The following is a 20,650-nucleotide window of genomic DNA, read 5'->3' as shown; positions in this document are numbered from 1 at the left end:
TCACCCGGGAGGGCAGAACCCCGGCGGGCGGCATCCCAGCAAAGATCACCTGGCGCCGATGAGTAAGGCGTACCAGAACCACTCCACAGGAGGACCCAGTGGCGAAGGCGAAGTTCGAGCGGACTAAGCCGCACGTCAACATCGGCACCATCGGTCACATCGACCACGGTAAGACGACCCTCACGGCCGCCATTACCAAGGTGCTGCACGACGCGTACCCGGACCTGAACGAGGCCTCGGCCTTCGACCAGATCGACAAGGCTCCTGAGGAGCGCCAGCGCGGTATCACGATCTCGATCGCGCACGTCGAGTACCAGACCGAGACGCGTCACTACGCCCACGTCGACTGCCCCGGTCACGCGGACTACATCAAGAACATGATCACGGGTGCCGCGCAGATGGACGGCGCGATCCTCGTGGTGGCCGCCACCGACGGCCCGATGCCGCAGACCAAGGAGCACGTGCTCCTGGCCCGCCAGGTCGGCGTTCCGTACATCGTCGTCGCCCTGAACAAGGCCGACATGGTGGACGACGAGGAGATCCTGGAGCTCGTCGAGCTCGAGGTCCGTGAGCTCCTCTCCGAGTACGAGTTCCCGGGCGACGACCTGCCGGTCGTCAAGGTCTCGGCGCTCAAGGCGCTCGAGGGCGACAAGGAGTGGGGCCAGACGGTCCTCGACCTGATGGCCGCCGTCGACGAGTCGATCCCGACCCCGCCGCGTGACACCGAGAAGCCGTTCCTCATGCCCGTCGAGGACGTCTTCACGATCACCGGTCGCGGTACGGTCGTCACCGGCCGTATCGAGCGTGGTGTCCTGAAGGTCAACGAGACCGTTGACATCATCGGCATCAAGCAGGAGAAGACCACCACCACGGTCACCGGCATCGAGATGTTCCGCAAGCTGCTCGACGAGGGCCAGGCGGGCGAGAACGTCGGCCTCCTCCTCCGTGGCATCAAGCGCGAGGACGTCGAGCGCGGCCAGGTCATCATCAAGCCCGGCTCGGTCACTCCCCACACGGAGTTCGAGGCCCAGGCGTACATCCTGTCCAAGGACGAGGGTGGCCGTCACACGCCGTTCTTCAACAACTACCGTCCCCAGTTCTACTTCCGCACCACGGACGTGACCGGCGTCGTGACCCTCCCCGAGGGCACCGAGATGGTCATGCCGGGCGACAACACTGAGATGACCGTTTCGCTCATCCAGCCCGTCGCCATGGAAGAGGGCCTGAAGTTCGCCATCCGCGAGGGTGGTCGCACGGTGGGCGCCGGCCAGGTCACCAAGATCAACAAGTAGTCTTGGCTGATCCGACCGGTCTCTGACCGGTAGGTCTCGAAGGGGCCCGTACGACTTCGGTCGTACGGGCCCCTTTGCTGTTACGAAAGTATTCGGCGGGTACGACCTGTTGTTCCCTCCCGCCACTCGTCCCACCATTTGTCATGCCGCTGACCAAATTGGGTGTGGAGGGGTGTGCCATGTCTGCGTCCGTCAGTCGAAGAGCCGTTCTGGGTGCGGGACTCGCCGCGGTGCCGGTGCTGTCGTCGGGGTTCCCGCGGTCCACGGCGGCGGGTACGTACATCTCCTTCTCGCGTACGACGGGTGCCTTCCCTCTGATCGGAGCCCCTGTCGTGGTGGACCCCGACGATCACCCCGGAGTCGTACGGGTGGCAGGGGATCTGCGCGACGACATCGAACGCGTCACCGGCGTACGCCCCGGAAGCGCGCCCGCCCGCTTGGTGGTTCTCGTCGGCACGATCGGCCGCAGCGCGCTGATCGACGGGCTGGTGGCCGCCGGGAAACTGGACGTGTCCGGGATCCGCGGCCGGTGGGAGACCTCGCTCCAGACCGTGGTCGAGCGTCCGATGCCGGGCGTGGACCGGGCGTTCGTCGTCGCGGGGAGCGACCCGCGCGGCACGATCTTCGGTGCGTACGACGTGTCGTACGGCATCGGGGTCTCGCCCTGGCACTGGTGGGACGACGTACCGCCGACGCGTCGGGACGAGGTGTGGGTGCTGCCCGGGCGGTACTCGCAGGGCACGCCGGTGGTGAAGTACCGGGGTTTCTTCATCAACGACGAGAACCCGGCGCTGGGGACATGGGCGCCGGCGTACTTCGGGCCGGGCAAGGCGCCGGGGTATCCGGGCGGCTTCACCGCGGACTTCTACGGCCGGGTCTTCGAGGTGCTGCTGCGCCTGAAGGGGAACTACCTCTGGCCGGCGGTGTGGGGCCGGGCCTTCGCGGAGGACGACCCGGAGAACCACAGGCGGGCCGCAGCATATGGCGTTGTCATGGGCACGTCGCACGAGGCGCCGATGATGCGGGGCATCGAGGAGTGGAACCGGCATGCCGTGGCCGCCGTCCGGGACTCCTCCGGCGCGATCGTGACACCGGGCCACGATCCGTACGGCGGGACGGGCGAGTGGTCGTACCGGCTGAACTCCCAGGCGATCCGGGCCTATTGGCGGGCCGGCGTGCAGCGCATGGTCGACCAGGGCTTCGAGGGAGTCGTCACGCTCGGCATGCGCGGGAACGGCGACACGAGCCTCCCCGACGGCGACGGCATCGAGCTGATGCGGGAGATCATCGCGGCGCAGCGAAGGATCATCGAGGAGGTGACGGGGCGGCCGGCGGCCGAGACCCCGCAGGTGTGGACGCTGTACAAGGAGGTGCAGCGGTACTGGGACCGGGGGTTGAGGGCGCCGGACGACGTCACGGTCGTCCTCACGGACGACAACTGGGGGAACATCCGTAAGCATCCGGAGGTGGCGGCGGGGGAGCGGGCCGGGGGTTACGGGCTGTACTACCACTTCGACTATGTGGGCGCCGGACGGAACTACAAGTGGGTGGACACGGCGAACCTGCGGAACGTGTGGGAGCAGCTGCACGCGGCGTACGCGTACGGGAACCGGGGGCTGTGGGTCGCGAACGTGGGCGACCTCAAGGGCAACGAACTGCCGACCGAGTTCTTCCTCAACTACGCCTGGAATCCGGAGGGTTGGGATGCCGATGAGCTGTCCGGCTGGGAACTCCGGTACGCGCGGCAGAACTTCGGAGCGGCGGAGGCTGTCGCGATCTCCGAAGTCCTGGCGGAGTACGGGCAGTTGCAGGCGCGCCGCAAACCGGAGTTGCTGAACCGGCGGATCACTCTCGTCGACGGCCGGGTGGTCTACGACGACCAGCGGACGCCGTTCGCCTTCGGGCACCGGGAGTTGGAGCGGGTCACGGAGGAGTGGCGGGAGCTGGGGCGGCGGGCGGAGCGGATCGGGAGGCGGTTGCCGGGGGGCGGGGTGCGGGACGCGTGGTTCGAACTCGTCGGGTACGAGGTGCTGGCGACCGCCAACCTGTACGCGCTGCGGTCGGCCGAGTTCACGAACCTGCTCTACGCGGCGCAGGGCCGGGCCGCGACGAACGACCTCGCGGACGCGGCGGAGGCGGGTCTGGCGGCGGACCTCGCGTTGGCCGAACGCTTCAACTCGGCGGTGGCGGGCGGGAAGTGGCGCGGCTTCCAGACACAGCCGCACATCGACTACGGGGATGTGGAGCGGTACGGGCCCAACGCCGGGTGGCAGCAGCCGGAGAAGAACAACGTGGCGTTGCCGGATGTGCTGTTTCCGGCGGTGCGGCGGATTGAGGTGCCGGAGGGAGCGGGGTTGGGGGTGGCGGTGGACGGTGCGTCGGAGGTGGGTGCGGGTGCGGAGTCGGGTGCGGGGGTGTGGTGGCCAGGGGGTGCGTCGGGGGTGGCGGCCGTACTGCCCGCGTTCAGTCCGTGTCAGACGCGTCCGCAGCAGTTCGTCGAGGTGTTCAACCGGGGGCGTACGGCCTTCGACTACCGGATCGACACGTCGTCGGTGCCGTGGTTGGTGGTGGACCGGCCGCGGGGGCGGGTCGAGCGGCAGGTGCGGGTGGAGGTGGGGGTGGACTGGGCCCGGGTGCCGGTCGGGCGGGTGGAGGGGGCGTTGACGGTGACCGGTGCGGGGGCGTCGGTGACTGTCGCCTGTGTCGCCGAGAAGCCGTCGGGCCGGGGGCTGCGGGGGTTCGTGGAGGCGGGCGGTTATGTGGCGATCGACGCGGAGCACTACGACCGGGCGGTCGGCGGGTGGCGTCGTATCGAGGGCATCGGGCGTACGGGGGCAGGCGTGACGCCGTGGCCGGTGACGCTGCCCAGGCAGACGCCGGGCGGGGTGGGTTCGCCTCGGTTGGAGTACGAGGTGAGCCTGGTGTCGGTGCCTTCGGGGGGTGAGATGACGGTGTGGGCGTATCTGTCCCCTCGTAACCCTGCGTTGCCGACGGGCGGGCTGCGCTACGGCGTCTCCCTCGACGAGGGGCCGGTCGAGACCGTCGACATCAACGCCGGTGCGGATGACGGGCTGTTGAACGCGGTGTGGGCCCGCAACACCTCCGACAACGTCAACGCGACGGCGACGAAACACTCCGTGACGAAGGCCGGGGTCCACCGGTTGAAGTTCTGGATGGTGGACCCGACGGTGGTGCTGCAGCGGCTCGTGATCGACACGGGGGGTCTGCCGGCGCTGTACCTGGGGCCGTTGGAGAGTCGGCGTGTGTAGCGAAGGGGGCGTAGTGGGCGTGCGGAGTCGGCCGAGCGGGTCGAGCGGGTCGAGGGCGGCGGGTGTGCCGAGTGTGCTGGGTGTGTCGGGTGTGCCGGGCGAGTTGGGGGTTTCCGCAGCGAGGAGGGATCTGGCCTCCTCGCCGGGGGAGAAGCGGGCGGCGGCGCGGGCGATCGAGGAGCACATCGGGCCCGACACGCGTGCGGCGGGGCGTTGGGCGGAGGAGGAAATGGGCGCCGCCGTAAGGGAGTTCGCCGCGAAGGACGGGGACGGGTGGCTCACCTCGGCCGCTCTCCAGAAGGCGCACGGGGCATGGGTGGACCAGGTGAAGAACCTGATGGACCGGCTCGGCGCGGAGAAGGACGCGCTGCGGAGCGGGAGCGCGGTGCTGACGCGTACGGACCTGGCGGTGGGGTCGGCGGTGCGGGAGCGGTCCTCGCTGGACACGTACTGATGGATTGCCGGGGGTCAGGGGGACTGGCGTACTGGGGACTGAGGTACTGAGCGCATGCCGACGTATCACGAGATCATGACCACCGACCTGGCGACGCTGACCACGGCCGCCGAGCGCTGGGACGGTATGGCGGGTGAGTTCGAGAAACAGGAGACGGCGTACCGGCGTGATGTGCACGGCATCTCCATGGGCACGTCGTGGACCGGGCTCAGCGCCGACGCGGCGAACGCCCGCTTCGACACCACGCTCAAGGAGTTCCAGTACGCGCGGACGGAGGCCAAGGCCGTCGCGTCGCTGTTGCGGGACGCGCACGACCGGTTCGTGGAGCTGCGGGGCGGGGTGGTGGCGGCGCGGTGGGACGCGGTCAGGGCGGGCATGACGGTCTCGGAACAGGGCGTGGTGAGCCCCGGCCCGGACCAGCCGGACACCCCCGGCGATCCCCATGCCGTGCGGCCGTGGCAGGACCGCATCGACAAGGCCGTACGCGATGTGTCGGACGCGGACACGGGTGTCCGGATCGCCCTGGCGGGGGTCGTCGTCGACTCGGAACTGCTGGCCGGCGGCCGGGGTTTCAACGGCAGGGCGAGGGGCGACGTCGAACAGTACGAGGCGGAGAAGGCGGAGACGTACCTGGAGAAACTGGCCAGGGGTGGCCAACTGACGGATGCTCAACTGGTCGAACTGGAGCGGTCGTTCCGCGACAACAGCGGTGACGAGGCGTTCTCGCGGATGCTGCTGGACGACCTGGGTCCGGCCGGCACGATCCAGCTCACGAACGAGCTGAACGACCGCATCCACGTCCAGGGCGGCGCCGGGGCGGGCACCGCGGGCACCTACTCGACGATCGAGGCGGGCCTGGCGAACACGCTCGCTACGGCGACGAAGCATCCGAAGTCCGACTGGTACCGGAGGTGGCGTACCGGTATGCGGCACGCCGGCATTGCGCACTACGCCAACGACGCGCAGGGCCTGCACCTCGACAAGGCCGTCGGCTACCAGTCGCTTGTCACGCTGATGCAGAAGGGCCACGGGTACGCCCCCGGGATGGTCGAGGACCTCACCGGCGACATGATCGCGGCCGAGAAGAAGAACCCCGGGATCTGGCGGGTGAAGGGCGGCTACAGCGGGGCACGTGACGGCTGGTTCGCGAACGACCCCGTCGACGGCATGCTCGGCATCATGAGCCGCGATCCGGCCGAGGCGGCGCGTTATCTCCACTCCGAGGCCCATATGAAATACCTCATGAAGGACCGTGACTGGAATGTCGCCCTCTATGAGGACGTGGTCTCGAAGGGCGGCCACTACGTTTCCGGGTTGGACGGGGACGATCGGGTGGGGTTCGGGGCGGCGTTGCAGGCGGGGGCTATGGGGATTGATCCTGCGGATCCGCGTGGGGGGCAGGTGGGGGATCGGGCGGTGAATGACGCGGTGTTCAAGTCGGCGTTGGCTTATTTGTCCGACAGTGGGGATGATTTTCCGCCGTCGTTGAGGAGGCCGATGGCTAATGTGCTGGTTAATCATGGGGATGCGGTGCATGCGGCTATGAGCGAGGTCAAAATCCGCGACTCGCCCTTGGACCAGAGTCAGCTGTTCGAAGTCGCGAAGCAGGTGTCAAAGGACGAGGGGGCGTATGGGGCGTTGAACGGCGGGATGAACCAGGCCATGGTGTCGGCTATCCATAGTGACCATTCGAACTCGTCCGAATCTCTGACTCGAGCAGGTCGAACGGTCGGTTTCCTGGAGGAGGCGCGAGTGCAGGCCGAGGGGGATCCGAAGGTTGCAGAGTTCGAGACCAAGCCGTTCTTCGACAAGGCGATCAGCTACATCCCTGTAGTTAGCGATGATGTGCAGACAGGCTTTGACTACGTGACGGATCAGTGGCTGGCTGATGAACAGCGTCGACTTGATCAGGCGCAAGCCGATCACAACGTCAACGCTTATTCTGCGAGAAACGGCCAGTTGATGGCTCTTGCTGATGAATGGAGAAAGTTGCATCCGCAAGCTGGTGGCTTGTACCTCGATCCACAGGCGGAGATCAGCCGATCGGCTGAGGACGGGATCGCCCATGCGACCGGAATGTCTGGGGAACGGTCTAAATGAAGGCGCGCCTCCGCATCGGCCTCACGTGTGTGACCTTGTTCCTCTCGTCCACCTCTGCTGCGTCCTGCGGCAGTTCCGCCGATGGAGAGATTCCGGACGTGATTTGCGGGACGCCTATCGCTCCCGATCTTGCACGTCCACTCGTGACGTCTGCAGAAGACTGGCATGAGTACGATCGTGTTGACCGTACCCAGGCGATTACAGCCCCTTGTCTAGTGCTGTCGGGGCGAAAAGTAGTGCTGGGCTTCCGCTTCTCATGGCGTGAGAGCGCGACGGACCTCATGTACTTGGCCCAGAACACCGGATCGGTCTCGCGGGTCACGGATCCCCGAAGCATCGACTTCACCTACAAGACAATCGTCGGCACCGACGGAGCCATCTCGACCACCCCCTGTAAAACGAACGGCGGCAACTACTTCACCCTCACCCTCCAAGCCCCCCGAATCCCCCTCACGGACCAGACCCACCGCAAGGACATTGAGAAGTTCATGCGGGCCTACTTCCCGGCGACCCTCAAGACTTTGGGGTGTGGGTGACAGACGAGGCATGACGATGTGGTGGCCCTGGCTGCGGAGGCCGGTGCGGTATCCGCAGCCAGGGCGACGACTACTGTCAGGGCACTTCCAGGATGGTGTCGATGATTCCCTGGGCGTACGCCTGCAGCTGCGCGGACCGTGTCTTCTTGAACTTCGCCGGCAGGATCTTCTGCCCGGGGTTCTTGGCCACCCGCAGCTCCGGCGACGGGGTCTGCAGCAGGGCTTCTCCCTTCTCGGACATCATCTGAACCCCGTCGAGGAAGGCCCAGCTCTCCTGGTTGTCGTCGACCTCGACGGTGAACACGGGGGCGCCGGGACGCGCGCCGAGGCCCTTCGAGGAGGGGACTTCGACGGGTCCCCAGTCGCCGAGGGAGAAGGCCTCGGGCGTAGTGCTCGCCTTGGCGTAGTGGACGACGGGAACGGCCTCGGCCACGTGATTGCCGCGTACGAGCGTCGGGTCCAGCTTGGCGATGGCCTGTGCGGCCTTGAGGGCGAGAGCGTCGTCCGCCTTGCCCTCCGGGGTGCGTGCCGAGTCGAAGCGCCGGTCCGTCCCCTTGCCGTCCTTGCCCGCGCTCTGCACCGGGAAGGCCGGGTCCAGGAGGGGGTCGAACTTGCAGATCTCCAGATCGAACTTGGGGCAGTCCTTGCCGAGTTGGTATCTAGGGTCGACGAAGATGCCCGGGAAGTTCACCCCCTTGATGGCGGAGACGCCGTCCCACTTCTTGATGTCGTCGTTGCTCATACCGGTCTGGGCCTTTCTGGCCGTCAGCTCGTCCCTGGTCACCGGATGGGTGCCGTGGACGCTGACGATTCTGATCGGCCGGAACTGCTCGACGAACTGGATGACGTACCGGATCTCAGGCAACTGGGGCAGCGTCAGTTTGCCTTCCCGCAGCGCAGTGCCGTCCCGGCCGATGAGCAGCCCTTTCTTCAGGGCGCTCAACGGCTCTCCCGGTGGGGGGAAATGGCGGGCGGGGTGAAAGTCCGGACCGTCGGAGCGCGGGATTTCCCGCCAGGTGTTGCCCGTGTCTCCGCGCTTCCACTCGTCGGTCCGGGCGAGGAGCCCCCGTTCGGGAAAGACGTCGGGGATGACGACCGCCCCGAAGCGGGTCGGCTTCTTCCGGGCCGCCAGCTTGGTCCGGATCCAGTGCGCCACCTCGATGCCGCCCTGCTCGCTCTCGTGGATTCCCGCCACGATAAGGACGAACTGCGGCTCCGAGCCGAAGAAGACGTAGCTGTTCGCGGTCATGAAAGGTCACCGGCCCTTCACTGAGGGGTCCAGTTGCCGTGGCTGTCGAGTTTCCCGAAGTCGGGGGTCCACTTGCCGGCCACGATGCGGCCGGGCACCCAGAAGTCACGGCCGTCGACCTGGAACTTGCGCCACTCCGGCAGGGTCTCGTCCGCCCGGAGCCTGACGAGGGTGGTCGGCAGCGAGACCTCCCAGGGATCGCCCTGCGGCACCTCGTCGCCGGGCGCGTCGTCGCGGGCGCGGATCTCCTCGGTGATCGGGAGGTAGTCGGTGTCGGTGATGCCCGGCACGGCCCCGCCGTTCCAGATCTGCCCGACCATGAGGAAGTACCGTACGTCGCCTTCGAGTTGAGGGCGGACCGGTACGACGACCCGGGCGGCGCCCGCCTTGAGGAACTCGGCGAACAGCGGGTCGGGGTCGTCGGCGAGCGCGTTGGCGTACCACGTCTCGCGGCGGGCCCAGTAGTACGGGTAGAACACGTACATCATGTGTTCCCACTCGAAGGCCTGCTCGAAGAAGCGGATGAACGCCTCCTGGTCGGCGCCGACGACGTTCTGGTTCGAGTGCGGCGGAACGTTCGGGCGCGGGAAGGCGGGCGCGGTGGCGTTCACCTTGACGTCGTCGATCTCCGCGTCGTAGAGATCGGTGCCGGACAGCAGGGAGATGCACGCCTTCTTGAGTTCCGCGCGCTCGATCAGCCTGTTCTGCGCCGGATTGCGGCCGAGCGAGACGGTGGTGGCCGCCTGCACCGCCTGGGCCTTCACCTTGTCCTGGTAGCCGCTCACCAGGTTGTCGTGGGCGTTGACCAGCGAGTTGTACGTGTCGAGCTGCCACTGCTCCAGCGCGGTGTCGGTCCGTACGCACGCCACCTCGACCGTGACCGCGAAGTCCCGCGCCTGCTGGGTCTCGACGGCGATGGGCATGCTGCCCTGCTCGTCGACGACCGTGGTGGTGGGGTCGGGCAGCAGCGCGGCGCCGGGCGGCAGGGTGCCGGCGCCCTTGCACTCGAAGCGGTGTTTGCCGACGAACACCCACATCCGCTCGTCGCCGTCCTCCTCCTCGAAGAGGGTGAAGGCGCCCTGGGCGGTGATGGCCGTCGCCCGGTAGCCCTGCGGGATCGTCAGATCGTCGACGACCGCCAGGTGGTCGTGGTCGTCCTTGTTCCCGGTGAGGCTCTTCGCGACGGTGGTGAAGGGCTCCGGGGGCGCGTTGACCCCCAGGGCGCCGTACTTGCCCATGAACGTGCCGTAGTACGTGGCCGAGCCGGGCTCCGAGGACACGTCGGCGGGTGTGAGCGGCCGGGAGACGACACCCGACTTGAGGAGTCCGTCCGGGCCGAGGTCGCCGGGCTGGACCGCGCGCCAATGCGCTGTCGCCGTACCGTCGTTGACGACGACGAAGGGCTCGGGCGGTGTGATCGTCGCCTGGACGCCCTTCACGGTGGTGGCGTCGACGATGAAGGCCGCCGGCTCCGGGACCGTGAGGTCGAACATCAGGCGGCTGCCGTAGTTGAAGGTCTGCGCCTCGTAGACCTTGTTCACCCACTGGTAGACGCCGCTCACGTTGGCGTTGCCCGGGCCGGTGTTCTCGAACGAGTGGAGTTCCCGGTCCTTGAGCACCTCGATGGTGCGGGTCGTCTCCTGCCGCCGCACGGTCTCGGTGACCTTTGTCGCGGCCCGGTTCGTCACGTCCCGGGCGTGATCGGTCGCGACCTTGGTGGACTCCTCCTTGGACAGCTTGTAGGCCACGCTGGCGTTCGCGTTGATCTCCACGGCGCCGTACTTCGCGGAGACGTTCACGCCGCCGTTGATGGACAGGTCCTCGCTGACGGTGTTCTGCACCTCGTTCTTGAAGTCGAACCGCTCGGTGACGTCGAGCGAGGTCGTCGTCTCCGTCGTCTTCGAGGTCTCCGTCACCACGGTCGTGTCGAGGGTCAGGTTGTGGTGCGTCAGCTTCTCGCGCTTCTCGCCCTTGAGGATGTTCTCGATGTTGGCGACATCCCCGGGCTCGTACCGGGTGAGCTGCTGCTTGACGACGAGCAGGTCCCCGACGCCGACCGGCTGCGGCAGGCCGCCCCGCAACGGGAACACCGCGGTCGGCAGCACCAGCGACTCGCTCAGCGCGCGCTGGATCCCACCGGCGTCCTCCAGCGAGGTGTCGGCCGCCGCCACCCGTGCGATCAGCGCTGTCAGGCGGGTGAGTTGGGCGAGGTCGCTGATCGGGTGCGACCGCGTGGCCGGCAGCAGGAAGAGGGCGACGATCGTGTCGTGCACGTTCTGCACGAAGAGTTTGAAACCCGCGTCGGCGACCAGGACCTGCGGCGTCTTCCCGAACCCCGACTTGATCACGGCGGTCAGGTCCGCCGCGTGCTGAGCGGTGGCGGCGGTCGCGGTGAGCCTGTCGTAGGCGCCCTGGTCCGGGATCGCGTCGCTCTCCTTGATGAACCCCGGGCCGTAGTCGCCGATCAGATACCGCCCGGCCACCTGCTGCGCGGCGTCGACCGGACTCTCACTCTGCCGGGCCCCGGCCAGCGCCTTCTGGAACGCGCTGGACGACGCCAGATCTATGGAATGTGTGGGTGCGGTGCGCACGGGCGCGCGCAGCGCAACAAAACGGAACAGGTCAGTCACTTTTTCCCCCGTTGTACGCATCTCAGGCGTGTGCGGGGAGTCTTGTGCTTCGCCGTCGGTGATCGGTACCCCTGTGGCCGGATCGGGGTCGTTTGTGCCGGTGGGCGGTCAGCGTTGTTTCGCGGAGTCCTGATCTGGGTACTACGGCGGGCCCTCAGTCGGGATCGTCCACTCGGTGGTCAGGGGCGCGGGTCGGCAGTCGCGGCAGCGACCGGGTTCGGGCGCGCGGAAGGCTCGCTCGCAGCTGTCGCAGTTCTGGAGTGAGTGCCTACGGCTGGTGGTCCGGGCCCGGCGAGCCCAGAGCTGGGCGCCGCTGCTCGTCGCGTGCGGGAGCCGCGCGGGCTGGATGGCCGTCATGGCCCTCGTGGGACGGATCTAGCCAGGAGGTTTCCGGCGTCGGCGGGGGCCGATCAAGAACACCGGTTGGGTTTCCCGGGTTACGGGACCGCTCCCTATGGATTCGACGCTGTTGGCGAATCCACGGGGGGCGGGTTCCAGTTTCGCGAATGTGACACTCTGGGGAGGAAGTGTCACGTTCGTGGGGACAGCATCCCGGATCTCCGGTACGGACTCACCGTGGCCGGGATCGCCGAGGCGGAATTGGCCAACAGCATCCGTACGGATTCCTGCGGGCCTTCTTCCCCGCCCCCCTCAGGACTCTGGGCTGCCAGACCCCGCATACCGCGGCAAGCCCTCCGTCGAGATGGTCCACTCGGCGATGGTGATGTCCTCGCCGTAGACGAAGTCCTTGCGGGTGGCGTAGCGGGGGCCGTCGGGGGTGGCGTGGATGTCGGTGAGGACGGCGCCCGTGCCGGTGCGTGGGTCGAAGACGGCGTAGGTGGGGATCCCGATCAGGGGATAGTCGCGCATCTTGCCCACCCAGTCGTTGTCCGGGTTGGAGCGGGAGACGACTTCGATGGCGGCGAGCAAAGTGCGCGGGTCGAACGAACCTGGCACGTCCATGTCCGCCCACGCGATCACCATCACATCGGGACGGCGCATGATGCCCTCGCCTTCGACTTCCACATCCGGTGCACCCGTGTGAGCGACCAGTTCGTCCGGCATGACCTTCTCCAGGCGCTTGCGAAGACGCAGCGTGGTCAGCTCGTGCGGCTGGATCGTCCCCTTCATGCTAGGCGGCCTCCGGAAGATCGGTTCGGCAGTCATGGCAGCGTCCTGGGGTGGGCGAGCGGAAGGCGCGGTCGCAGCCGTCGCAGTTGCGGAGAGGGTGCCGTACGGCTGGTGGTGGTGCCGGGGCCCGGAACGGTGGTGGGGGCGGGAGTTGGGCCGTCAGGCGGTGGGCCAGGAAGGCTGCTGGCCGTCGTAGGCCTTCGGGTGGCAGGTCTGTGGTCAGGGCGTGGCGTACGGCGGCGGGGCTGACGTCTCGCTCCAGCCAGGCCGCGACTCCTGGGGCGAGGTGGGCCGTGTCGCAGGCCGACAGGAGGAGGTCGGGGCTGTGGCGGCGGAGGTCCGCGAGCAGGTCGGTGGCGGTCTGGAGAAGGGCGGGGGCCGGGTAGGCCGGGCGCGGCACGGGTGGGAGCGCCTTGCGGGGGGCTTTGGCGGCTTTGGGTCGCGCCTGGGGTTCCGTGTGGTCTCTACGGCCGCCGGGCTGGTTGCAGGAGATCGTGCGGGTGACGATGCGGCCGTCGGGGACGCGGTGGCGTTCGCGGCGCAGATAGCCGTGGGTTTCCAGTTCGCGCAGGGCGGCGGCGATGCGGGTCGCGCCCTCGGGAAAGCGGCCGGCGAGGGTCTTGATGTCGACGCGGGTGCCTTTGGGCAACGACTGGATGTGACAGCCCAGCCCGATCGCGAGGAGTGACAACTCCGGGTGCTGGGCGAGGTGGTTGCCGATCACCGTGAAGCGGGTGGTGTGGCGGGTGTGGTCGTGTGTGAGCCCGCTGTGTGCGCTGTGCCGCTGGTTCGGGTGTTTGTCGGCGGTGTGCCGGGACTGGGCGCGCGGGGGCGCGGTAATGTCGCGTGTATCCATCGGGAAGCTCGAATCTTCCTAGGTGGTCAGGCCCTCGCCTTGGGATTGCCGTCCCGGCGAGGGCCGTCGTATGTCTGGGGTTGTTTGCGCTGAGCCTAGATCACGCAACCCGCTCGGAATCCAGCCCAGTTGGCGATGTTCACCCGGATGGGTGATCGGTGGGCTGTGCTGCCGGGAGGGTGGGGTGGGGCTTGGTGGGGGTTCTTTCACCGTCGTGGTTCTTTGGGAAGAGCGCCCCTTGTACCGGAGCACGAGGACCCGTGCTCCGGTTTCTGGGCGAGGTCCAGTTCCGCCCAGATCGTCTTGCGTGGGCGCGGTTCCCGGGCGACGCCCCAGCGGTCGGCCAGCGCCTCGACGAGGAGGAGTCCCCGGCCGGACTCGGCGTCCGCAGCGGGGTGTTGGGGGAGGGGCGGGCGGTCCCCGCAGGTGTCGGTCACCTCGATGCGCAGGGTGCCGCCGACGACGTAGAGCGTGAGCCTGAAGTCCCGGCCCGGAACGCGGCCGTGCGTGGCCGCGTTGGCCGCCAGTTCGGCCACGATGTGCTCCGCCGGGTCCAACGGGAGGCCCCAGTCGCGGAGTTGCCCCACCGCGAGCAGGCGGGCCTGGCGGGCGCCGTGGGGTGTGGGTGACAGGCGCGCGCTGAAGTTGCGGACGGGGTGGGCGAGTTGGACTTCGGGCTCGGCTGTTTCTTGATTCATGTCACTCAGCGTGGCCGACCGTGCTTGCCTTGACGTGCGATGACGCCTGTACGTATCCGCGCTGTCCCGTCGTTGTCTCGCCTTGTCTCGGCTGTCTCGGACGACCTACGGGTACGGGTGCGCGTTGGAGGTGGGTGGCCATGAGTGACGAAAACGTGAGCAACGAGAACGAAGGCGTGGACGAGGCCGGCTGGGACCTCGAACCCGGGGACGAGAGCGCGCCGTTGGTGGAGGCCGTGGGGCGGTTCGTCAAGTTCTGCCGGGAGCAGGCCCGGATGACGGTGGCCGACTTCGCCCAAGTCATGGGGTACGGCGAGGACATGATCCGCAAGATCGAGCGCGGGGTGCGGATTCCCAGGGTGGAGTTCCTGGACCGGGCCGACGACGTCCTGAACGCGGGCGGGCATCTGCGGGCGTTCCGGGAGGACGTGGAGAAGGCCCGGTACCCGAAGAAGGTGCGTGAGCTGAAGGAGTTGGAGGACCGGGCGGTCGAGGTGTTGCTGTACAGCAACCACAACATCCAGGGGTTGCTTCAGACGCCGGAATACGCACGCGCACTCTTCGAGATGGCGCAGCCCGCGTACTCGCCGGACGAGGTGGAGCTGGGGATCGCCGCACGTATGGCACGGAAGTCGATCTTCGAGCGGGAGCCTGCCCCGACGCTCAGTTTCATCCAGGAGCAGGTGACCCTTGAGCGCCCCCTCGGTGGGAAGATGGTGCTGCGCAGGCAGCTCGAACATCTGCTGGAGGTGTCGCAGTTGCGGAACGTCACTCTTCAGGTCATGCCAACCGACCTGGAGGAACATGCCGGAGTGCATCACGGCCCGGTTCAGGTGCTGAAGTTCGCGGACGGCACGGCGATCGGGCGTTGCCCCGGTGCGTTCAACGGGCGCCCGGTCTCTGACCTCAGGGAACTCCGTACCCTGGAACTGCGGTATGGCATGATCCGGGCGCAGGCTCTCCCGCCGAGGGAGTCACGGGTCTTCATCGAGCGAGCGCTGGGAGCACTATGAGCACCCCCGAACTCCACTGGTTCAAGAGCAGCTACAGCGACAGCAGCGATATCAACGACTGCGTCGAGATAGCCACCACCCCGGACACCATCCACATCCGCGACTCCAAGAACACCCAGGGCCCCCGCCTCACCCTGGCGCCGACCGCCTGGTCGGACTTCGTCTCGTACGCGTCGGGCACCCCTCTGGCCTGAGTGCGAGCTTCCCAGCCCGGAATCCGGCCGGTGAACACATGCCCGAAGGGGATCACACACTGCGGCAGCCCGTGAGCCGCTCGGCCGTCTCCGGGACCCGGACAGGTCTGGCCGTAGAAATATGACACTCCGCCCCGAAGTGTCACACTTCTACGGCGCGGTCGGTGAGGCGTCGTAGGGGGCCGTACGACCGAAGCCGTACGACCCCTGCCCTTACGGGTTCACCACCGTCCCCCCGAACGTCACCCTCAACGTTCCGCTCGACGCGAACGACCATCCCAGAGCGCCGCTGTACGACGCGCACCGGGACCCGTTCGTCCCGGTCCAGAACTGGTTCGAGCTGTCCGCGTCGCCCACCGTCTTGTCGTTCGAGCCGCTGACCGCGAACCGGCACGACGTGTTCGTGCGGAACACCGAAGTCCCCGTGTCGAACGAGAAGTTGCGCTCCGCGTTGTCGATGCCGACGTTGTTCGAGATCGTCATCGTGCCCGGGTTGCTGTTGTAGGTGAACCCGTGATGGCCGTTGCCGTAGGCGATGTCGTGCCGGACCACGTGGTTGACCGCGATGGCGTCGCCGCCGAGCTTGTAGCCGTTGCGGTCGCCGTTCGCGTTCTGGGTGCCGTCGGTGAGGGTGCCGTTGCCGTAGGAGAGGGAGTACTCGATGGTCACCGGGCCGATGGCACCGGTGTCGGTCTTGGTGTAGAGGTCCCACCCGTCGTCGATGTTGTTGTGGGAGACGTCGTAGCGGAAGACATTCCCCGTGCCGGTGGTCAGCTTCGAGGCGAAGCCGTCGGCGTTCTCGCCGCCGGAGTCCTCGTTGTCGTGCGACTCCGAGCTCACGATCAGGTTGTTCGAGGGCCATTGGGAGCTCGGCGTGCTGGAGGAGATGCGGCCCAGCTGCAGGCCCGTGTCGCGGTTGTACGCCGTCACCGTGCGCTCGATGACGTTGTTGCTGCCTCCGACGTAGATCCCGTTGTCCCCTGCGTGCGACACCGTGAGGCCGTAGACATGCCAGTACGACGCGTTCAGCTGGAGGCCGCGGTTCGACGAACTCTCGCTCTGGGAGGAGAAGTTGAGGACCGGGGTCTCGCCGTTGTAGGCGGAGAGGGTGGTGCGGGCCGCCGACGTGCCGTCCGCGCCCGCCGGGATCGTGATGGTCGAGCTGTACGCGTACGTCCCGCCGCGCAAGTAGATCGTGCCGCCGGACGCGATGCGGCTGATCGCCGTGGCGAGGGTGGTGGGGGCGGCCAGGGTGCCGGCCGCGCTCGTGGTGCCGGTCGGTGACACGTACTGGGTGGCGCTCGCGGCCTGCGCCGGGGTGCCGGAGAGTGCGACGAGCGTGCCGGCCACCAGGCCGACACATGCCATGACTGGTCTCACTTGCATCGTTCTGCCTCCAGGGTCGTCCCATGACCAGGAATCCAGGGTTCCGTGCAGGTGCTCCTTGCGGGAGAAAGCGCTTTCCCGCGTCTCGTCAGGGACCGTAAGCGCTTGCTATGGGCGCGTCAAGGTGCGCGTACTTGATTCTCGTTCACAGGGGTGAATGCGACCCGGAGGCCCGTCGCGCGCGTGTGTTTGACCTGCGTCACTCCAGGGGTAATCTCTACGCCCCGATTGGCCAGCTCCCTGCCCCATATGGCAGACTGTCGGAGTTGCTCGGTCGAGTGTTGATGCTGCGCGCCTCCCGTCGGGAGGACCGGAAGCGAGTCCCACAGTACTCGTCGCCCCAACTGCCTTACGGCAGCGCTGAGGCGGACGTACGGGAATCTTTCGGGAAGTGTCAGTGCAGCGCCGGCCAGGCACCCGGTGGGCTTCTTCGCCCTCGGCTTGCGGTTCCGGACGGGCCGTGCTTTCCCAGCTGGGAAGTTCCGAATACGGGACTTCTGTGTCGGTGAGAGCGCGACACACCCGACCGCGTGGGTCGGAGGAATCGAAGAGCGAAGCGAGCAGAAGGGCTTACCGGGGTGCAGAGCGTTACTAGAGACAGGACTACTGAGTAGCCATGGCGGGACAGAAGATCCGCATCCGGCTCAAGGCCTACGACCACGAGGTCATCGACAGCTCGGCGAAGAAGATCGTCGAGACGGTGACCCGCACTGGTGCGTCGGTCGCGGGCCCGGTGCCGCTGCCCACTGAGAAGAACGTGTACTGCGTCATCAAGTCGCCGCACAAGTACAAGGACTCTCGCGAGCACTTCGAGATGCGCACGCACAAGCGCCTGATCGACATCCTCGACCCCACCCCCAAGACCGTTGACTCTCTGATGCGACTCGACCTCCCGGCCGGTGTCGACATCGAGATCAAGCTCTAGGGGCCGGTGAGCTGAAGATGGCAAAGCAGATCAAGGGCATCCTGGGCGAGAAGCTCGGCATGACGCAGGTGTGGGACGAGAACAACCGTGTTGTTCCGGTCACCGTCGTCAAGGCCGGTCCGAACGTCGTGACCCAGGTCCGTACGAACGACAGTGACGGCTACGAGTCGGTCCAGATCGCCTTCGGCGAGATCGACCCGCGCAAGGTGAACAAGCCCCTCAAGGGTCACTTCGCCAAGGCCGATGTCACGCCGCGTCGCCACCTCGTCGAGATCCGCACCGCGGACGCCTCCGAGTACACGCTCGGCCAGGAGATCACCGCTGAGGTGTTCGAGGCCGGCGTCAAGGTCGACGTGACCGGCAAGAGCAAGGGCAAGGGCTTCGCCGGTGTCATGAAGCGCCACAACTTCCGTGGCCTCGGCGCCGGTCACGGTGTCCAGCGCAAGCACCGCTCTCCCGGCTCCATCGGTGGCTGTGCCACCCCGGGCCGTGTGTTCAAGGGCGTCCGCATGGCGGGCCGCATGGGCAACGAGCGGGTCACCACCCAGAACCTGACCGTTCACGCCGTTGACGCGGAGAAGGGACTGCTCCTCATCAAGGGAGCCATCCCGGGTCCGAACGGCGGCCTCGTCCTGGTCCGCACCGCGGCCAAGGGGGCCTGAGGACACTATGAGCACCATTGACATTCTGTCGCCCTCCGGCGACACCGCCGGGACCGTAGAGCTCCCGGCCGAGATCTTCGACGTAGAGAAGATCAGCATCCCGCTGCTTCACCAGGTCGTCGTCGCACAGCTGGCCGCCGCCCGTCAGGGCACGCACAAGGTCAAGCGTCGTGGCGAGGTCCGCGGTGGCGGCAAGAAGCCGTACCGCCAGAAGGGCACCGGCCGCGCCCGTCAGGGTTCGACCCGCGCCCCGCAGTTCGCCGGCGGTGGCGTCGTCCACGGCCCCACGCCGCGTGACTACTCGCAGCGGACCCCGAAGAAGATGAAGGCCGCGGCCCTGCGCCACGCCCTCACCGACCGGGCCCGCAACGCTCGCATCCACGTCATCACCGGCGTGATCGAGGGCGAGACCCCCTCCACCAAGGCCGCCAAGAGCTTCCTCGGCAAGGTCAGCGAGCGCAAGAACGTGCTCCTGGTCATCGAGCGCTCGGACGAGGCCGCGCTGCTTTCCGCGCGCAACCTGCCCCAGGTCCACATCCTGGAGCCGGGCCAGCTGAACACGTACGACGTTCTCGTCTCGGACGACGTGGTCTTCACCCAGGCCGCTTTCGAGTCCTTCGTGTCTGGCCCCCAGGCCGCTGACACCGAAGGGAGCGAAGCCTGATGGCTACGCGTCACCCGAGCATCGCCTCGAAGGCCGCCAAGGCCAAGAAGGTCGCGCGCATCGCCAAGGCGAAGCGCCACGAGACCGAGGGCAAGAACACCGTCGAGACGCCGATCAGCAAGTCGTTCACGGACCACCGTGACGTACTGCTGAAGCCGGTCGTCTCCGAGAAGAGCTACGCCCTTCTCGACGGCGGCAAGTACACGTTCATCGTCGCCCCGGGCGCCAACAAGACCCAGATCAAGCAGGCCGTCCAGGCGGTCTTCTCGGTCAAGGTCACCGGGGTCAACACGATCAACCGCCAGGGCAAGCGCAAGCGCACGAAGACCGGCTTCGGTCAGCGTGCCAGCACCAAGCGCGCGATCGTGACCCTCGCTGAGGGCGACCGTATCGACATCTTCGGCGGTCCGACCGCGTAAGCGGGTCGGATCGTCCGATATCGGACGAGGACTGAGAAATGGGAATCCGCAAGTACAAGCCGACTACGCCGGGCCGTCGTGGCTCCAGCGTCGCCGACTTCGTCGAGGTCACGCGGTCCACGCCGGAGAAGTCGCTGGTTCGCCCCCTGCACAGCAAGGGCGGCCGTAACAATTCCGGTCGTGTGACCGTTCGCCACCAGGGTGGCGGACACAAGCGCGCCTACCGCGTCATCGACTTCCGTCGCCATGACAAGGACGGCGTGCCGGCGAAGGTCGCGCACATCGAGTACGACCCCAACCGCACCGCGCGCATCGCGCTGCTGCACTACGCGGACGGCGAGAAGCGTTACATCCTCGCCCCCCGCAACCTGTCGCAGGGCGACCGCGTCGAGAACGGTCCCGGGGCCGACATCAAGCCGGGCAACAACCTGGCGCTCCGCAACATCCCGGTCGGTACCACGATCCACGCGATCGAGCTCCGTCCCGGTGGCGGCGCCAAGTTCGCCCGCTCCGCCGGTGCCTCCGTGCAGCTGCTGGCGAAGGAGGGCACGATGGCCCACCTTCGTATGCCCTCCGGTGAGATCCGCCTGGTCGACCAGCGCTGCCGCGCCACGGTCGGCGAGGTCGGCAACGCCGAGCAGAGCAACATCAACTGGGGCAAGGCCGGCCGCAAGCGCTGGCTGGGCGTTCGCCCGTCCGTCCGTGGTGTCGCGATGAACCCGGTCGACCACCCGCACGGTGGTGGTGAGGGCAAGACCTCCGGTGGTCGCCACCCGGTCTCCCCGTGGGGTCAGAAGGAGGGTCGTACTCGCTCGCCGAAGAAGGCTTCGAGCAAGTACATCGTCCGCCGCCGCAAGACGAACAAGAAGCGCTAGGAGCGGGTTTAGATGCCGCGCAGTCTCAAGAAGGGACCCTTCGTCGACGGACACCTCATCAAGAAGGTGGATGTCCAGAACGAAGCCGGTTCCAAGAACGTCATCAAGACCTGGTCCCGCCGCTCGATGATCGTCCCGGCCATGCTCGGCCACACGATCGCGGTGCACAACGGCAAGACCCACATCCCGGTGTTTGTCACCGAGTCGATGGTCGGCCACAAGCTCGGCGAGTTCTCGCCGACGCGCACCTTCCGGGGTCACGTCAAGGACGACCGGAAGTCGAAGCGCCGCTAGCGC

At 67.3% G+C, this 20,650-nt stretch carries 18 protein-coding genes and 1 pseudogene; 13 read left to right on the top strand and 6 right to left on the bottom strand.

What is annotated here, in order from left to right; translation table 11 throughout:
- Positions 1–98 precede the first annotated feature (98 nt).
- From tuf to ACIQBL_RS39445, 5 genes are all read left to right on the top strand, one after another.
- A complete protein-coding gene (gene tuf / locus ACIQBL_RS39465; protein ID WP_401951317.1) occupies positions 99–1,292 on the top strand; it encodes an elongation factor Tu in 1,194 nt (397 codons plus the stop codon).
- 179 nt (positions 1,293–1,471) lie between these two features.
- Positions 1,472–4,561 carry a glycosyl hydrolase 115 family protein gene (locus ACIQBL_RS39460; protein WP_401951314.1) on the top strand — a complete coding sequence of 1,030 codons (3,090 nt, stop codon included), beginning with the start codon at positions 1,472–1,474 and terminating at the stop codon, positions 4,559–4,561.
- A 64-nt stretch (positions 4,562–4,625) separates the two neighbouring features.
- Entirely contained in the window at positions 4,626–5,015 is a 390-nt protein-coding gene (locus ACIQBL_RS39455; RefSeq protein ID WP_401951312.1) for a hypothetical protein, read from the top strand.
- 75 nt (positions 5,016–5,090) lie between these two features.
- On the top strand, positions 5,091–7,115 hold the full coding sequence (locus ACIQBL_RS39450) for a hypothetical protein (protein WP_401951309.1): 2,025 nt from the start codon (positions 5,091–5,093) through the stop codon (positions 7,113–7,115).
- On the top strand, positions 7,112–7,651 hold the full coding sequence (locus tag ACIQBL_RS39445; RefSeq protein WP_401951306.1) for a hypothetical protein: 540 nt from the start codon (positions 7,112–7,114) through the stop codon (positions 7,649–7,651). The genes ACIQBL_RS39450 and ACIQBL_RS39445 overlap by 4 nt, the downstream gene beginning before the upstream one ends.
- Before the next feature lie 76 nt (positions 7,652–7,727).
- Here the strand turns inward: ACIQBL_RS39445 and ACIQBL_RS39440 are convergent, their stop codons facing one another.
- The 5 genes from ACIQBL_RS39440 to ACIQBL_RS39420 all read right to left on the bottom strand — a co-directional run bounded on the left by ACIQBL_RS39440 (position 7,728) and on the right by ACIQBL_RS39420 (position 14,215).
- A complete protein-coding gene (locus ACIQBL_RS39440; protein ID WP_401951303.1) occupies positions 7,728–8,900 on the bottom strand; it encodes a hypothetical protein in 1,173 nt (390 codons plus the stop codon).
- 17 nt (positions 8,901–8,917) lie between these two features.
- The gene (locus ACIQBL_RS39435; RefSeq protein WP_401951301.1) at positions 8,918–11,530 is read right to left on the bottom strand and encodes a hypothetical protein; all 2,613 of its coding nucleotides are present in this window, start codon (positions 11,528–11,530) and stop codon (positions 8,918–8,920) included.
- Between the two features lie 651 nt (positions 11,531–12,181).
- A complete protein-coding gene (locus ACIQBL_RS39430) occupies positions 12,182–12,697 on the bottom strand; it encodes a Uma2 family endonuclease (RefSeq protein ID WP_401951299.1) in 516 nt (171 codons plus the stop codon).
- Positions 12,663–13,517 (bottom strand): helix-turn-helix domain-containing protein, encoded by an 855-nt coding sequence (locus ACIQBL_RS39425; RefSeq protein ID WP_401951297.1) that lies wholly within the window; start codon positions 13,515–13,517, stop codon positions 12,663–12,665. Before ACIQBL_RS39425 ends, ACIQBL_RS39430 begins: the two co-directional genes overlap by 35 nt.
- A 206-nt stretch (positions 13,518–13,723) precedes the next feature.
- Positions 13,724–14,215, bottom strand: coding sequence for an ATP-binding protein (locus ACIQBL_RS39420; RefSeq protein ID WP_401951294.1), 492 nt, complete (start codon positions 14,213–14,215; stop codon positions 13,724–13,726).
- Between the two features lie 140 nt (positions 14,216–14,355).
- Here ACIQBL_RS39420 and ACIQBL_RS39415 point away from each other — a divergent pair, with 140 nt between their 5' ends.
- Together ACIQBL_RS39415 and ACIQBL_RS39410 are read left to right on the top strand one after the other, a co-directional pair.
- Positions 14,356–15,228, top strand: coding sequence for a Scr1 family TA system antitoxin-like transcriptional regulator (locus tag ACIQBL_RS39415; RefSeq protein ID WP_401951291.1), 873 nt, complete (start codon positions 14,356–14,358; stop codon positions 15,226–15,228).
- Positions 15,225–15,422 carry a DUF397 domain-containing protein gene (locus tag ACIQBL_RS39410; RefSeq protein WP_401951289.1) on the top strand — a complete coding sequence of 66 codons (198 nt, stop codon included), beginning with the start codon at positions 15,225–15,227 and terminating at the stop codon, positions 15,420–15,422. Before ACIQBL_RS39415 ends, ACIQBL_RS39410 begins: the two co-directional genes overlap by 4 nt.
- 213 nt (positions 15,423–15,635) lie before the next feature.
- On the opposite strand, the pseudogene ACIQBL_RS39405 reads toward ACIQBL_RS39410, so the two are convergent.
- Positions 15,636–16,718 (bottom strand): annotated as a pseudogene (locus ACIQBL_RS39405) (right-handed parallel beta-helix repeat-containing protein); the annotation flags it as partial.
- A 706-nt stretch (positions 16,719–17,424) separates the two neighbouring features.
- Between ACIQBL_RS39405 and rpsJ the strand changes: the two are divergent.
- Genes rpsJ through rpsS form a run of 6 tightly spaced genes read left to right on the top strand, consistent with a single transcriptional unit; the run spans position 17,425 to position 20,647 of the window.
- Positions 17,425–17,733 carry a 30S ribosomal protein S10 gene (rpsJ, locus tag ACIQBL_RS39400; protein WP_003948644.1) on the top strand — a complete coding sequence of 103 codons (309 nt, stop codon included), beginning with the start codon at positions 17,425–17,427 and terminating at the stop codon, positions 17,731–17,733.
- Positions 17,734–17,750: 17 nt separating this feature from the next.
- Complete coding sequence (gene rplC / locus ACIQBL_RS39395; RefSeq protein ID WP_262064200.1) at positions 17,751–18,395, top strand: 50S ribosomal protein L3; 645 nt, start codon at positions 17,751–17,753, stop codon at positions 18,393–18,395.
- Between the two features lie 7 nt (positions 18,396–18,402).
- Positions 18,403–19,059 (top strand): 50S ribosomal protein L4, encoded by a 657-nt coding sequence (gene rplD / locus ACIQBL_RS39390; RefSeq protein ID WP_037747970.1) that lies wholly within the window; start codon positions 18,403–18,405, stop codon positions 19,057–19,059.
- Positions 19,059–19,478, top strand: coding sequence for a 50S ribosomal protein L23 (gene rplW / locus ACIQBL_RS39385; RefSeq protein ID WP_043676817.1), 420 nt, complete (start codon positions 19,059–19,061; stop codon positions 19,476–19,478). The genes rplD and rplW overlap by 1 nt, the downstream gene beginning before the upstream one ends.
- A gap of 38 nt (positions 19,479–19,516) precedes the next feature.
- Positions 19,517–20,353 carry a 50S ribosomal protein L2 gene (rplB, locus tag ACIQBL_RS39380; protein ID WP_327401914.1) on the top strand — a complete coding sequence of 279 codons (837 nt, stop codon included), beginning with the start codon at positions 19,517–19,519 and terminating at the stop codon, positions 20,351–20,353.
- A gap of 12 nt (positions 20,354–20,365) precedes the next feature.
- Positions 20,366–20,647 (top strand): 30S ribosomal protein S19, encoded by a 282-nt coding sequence (gene rpsS, locus ACIQBL_RS39375; RefSeq protein WP_019055518.1) that lies wholly within the window; start codon positions 20,366–20,368, stop codon positions 20,645–20,647.
- The last annotated feature ends 3 nt before the right edge of the window (positions 20,648–20,650 follow it).

Origin of the sequence: Streptomyces sp. NPDC088350 (assembly GCF_044753545.1) — a bacterium.
Lineage (GTDB): Bacteria > Actinomycetota > Actinomycetes > Streptomycetales > Streptomycetaceae > Streptomyces.
This window is presented reverse-complemented; position numbering and strand designations above follow the sequence as displayed.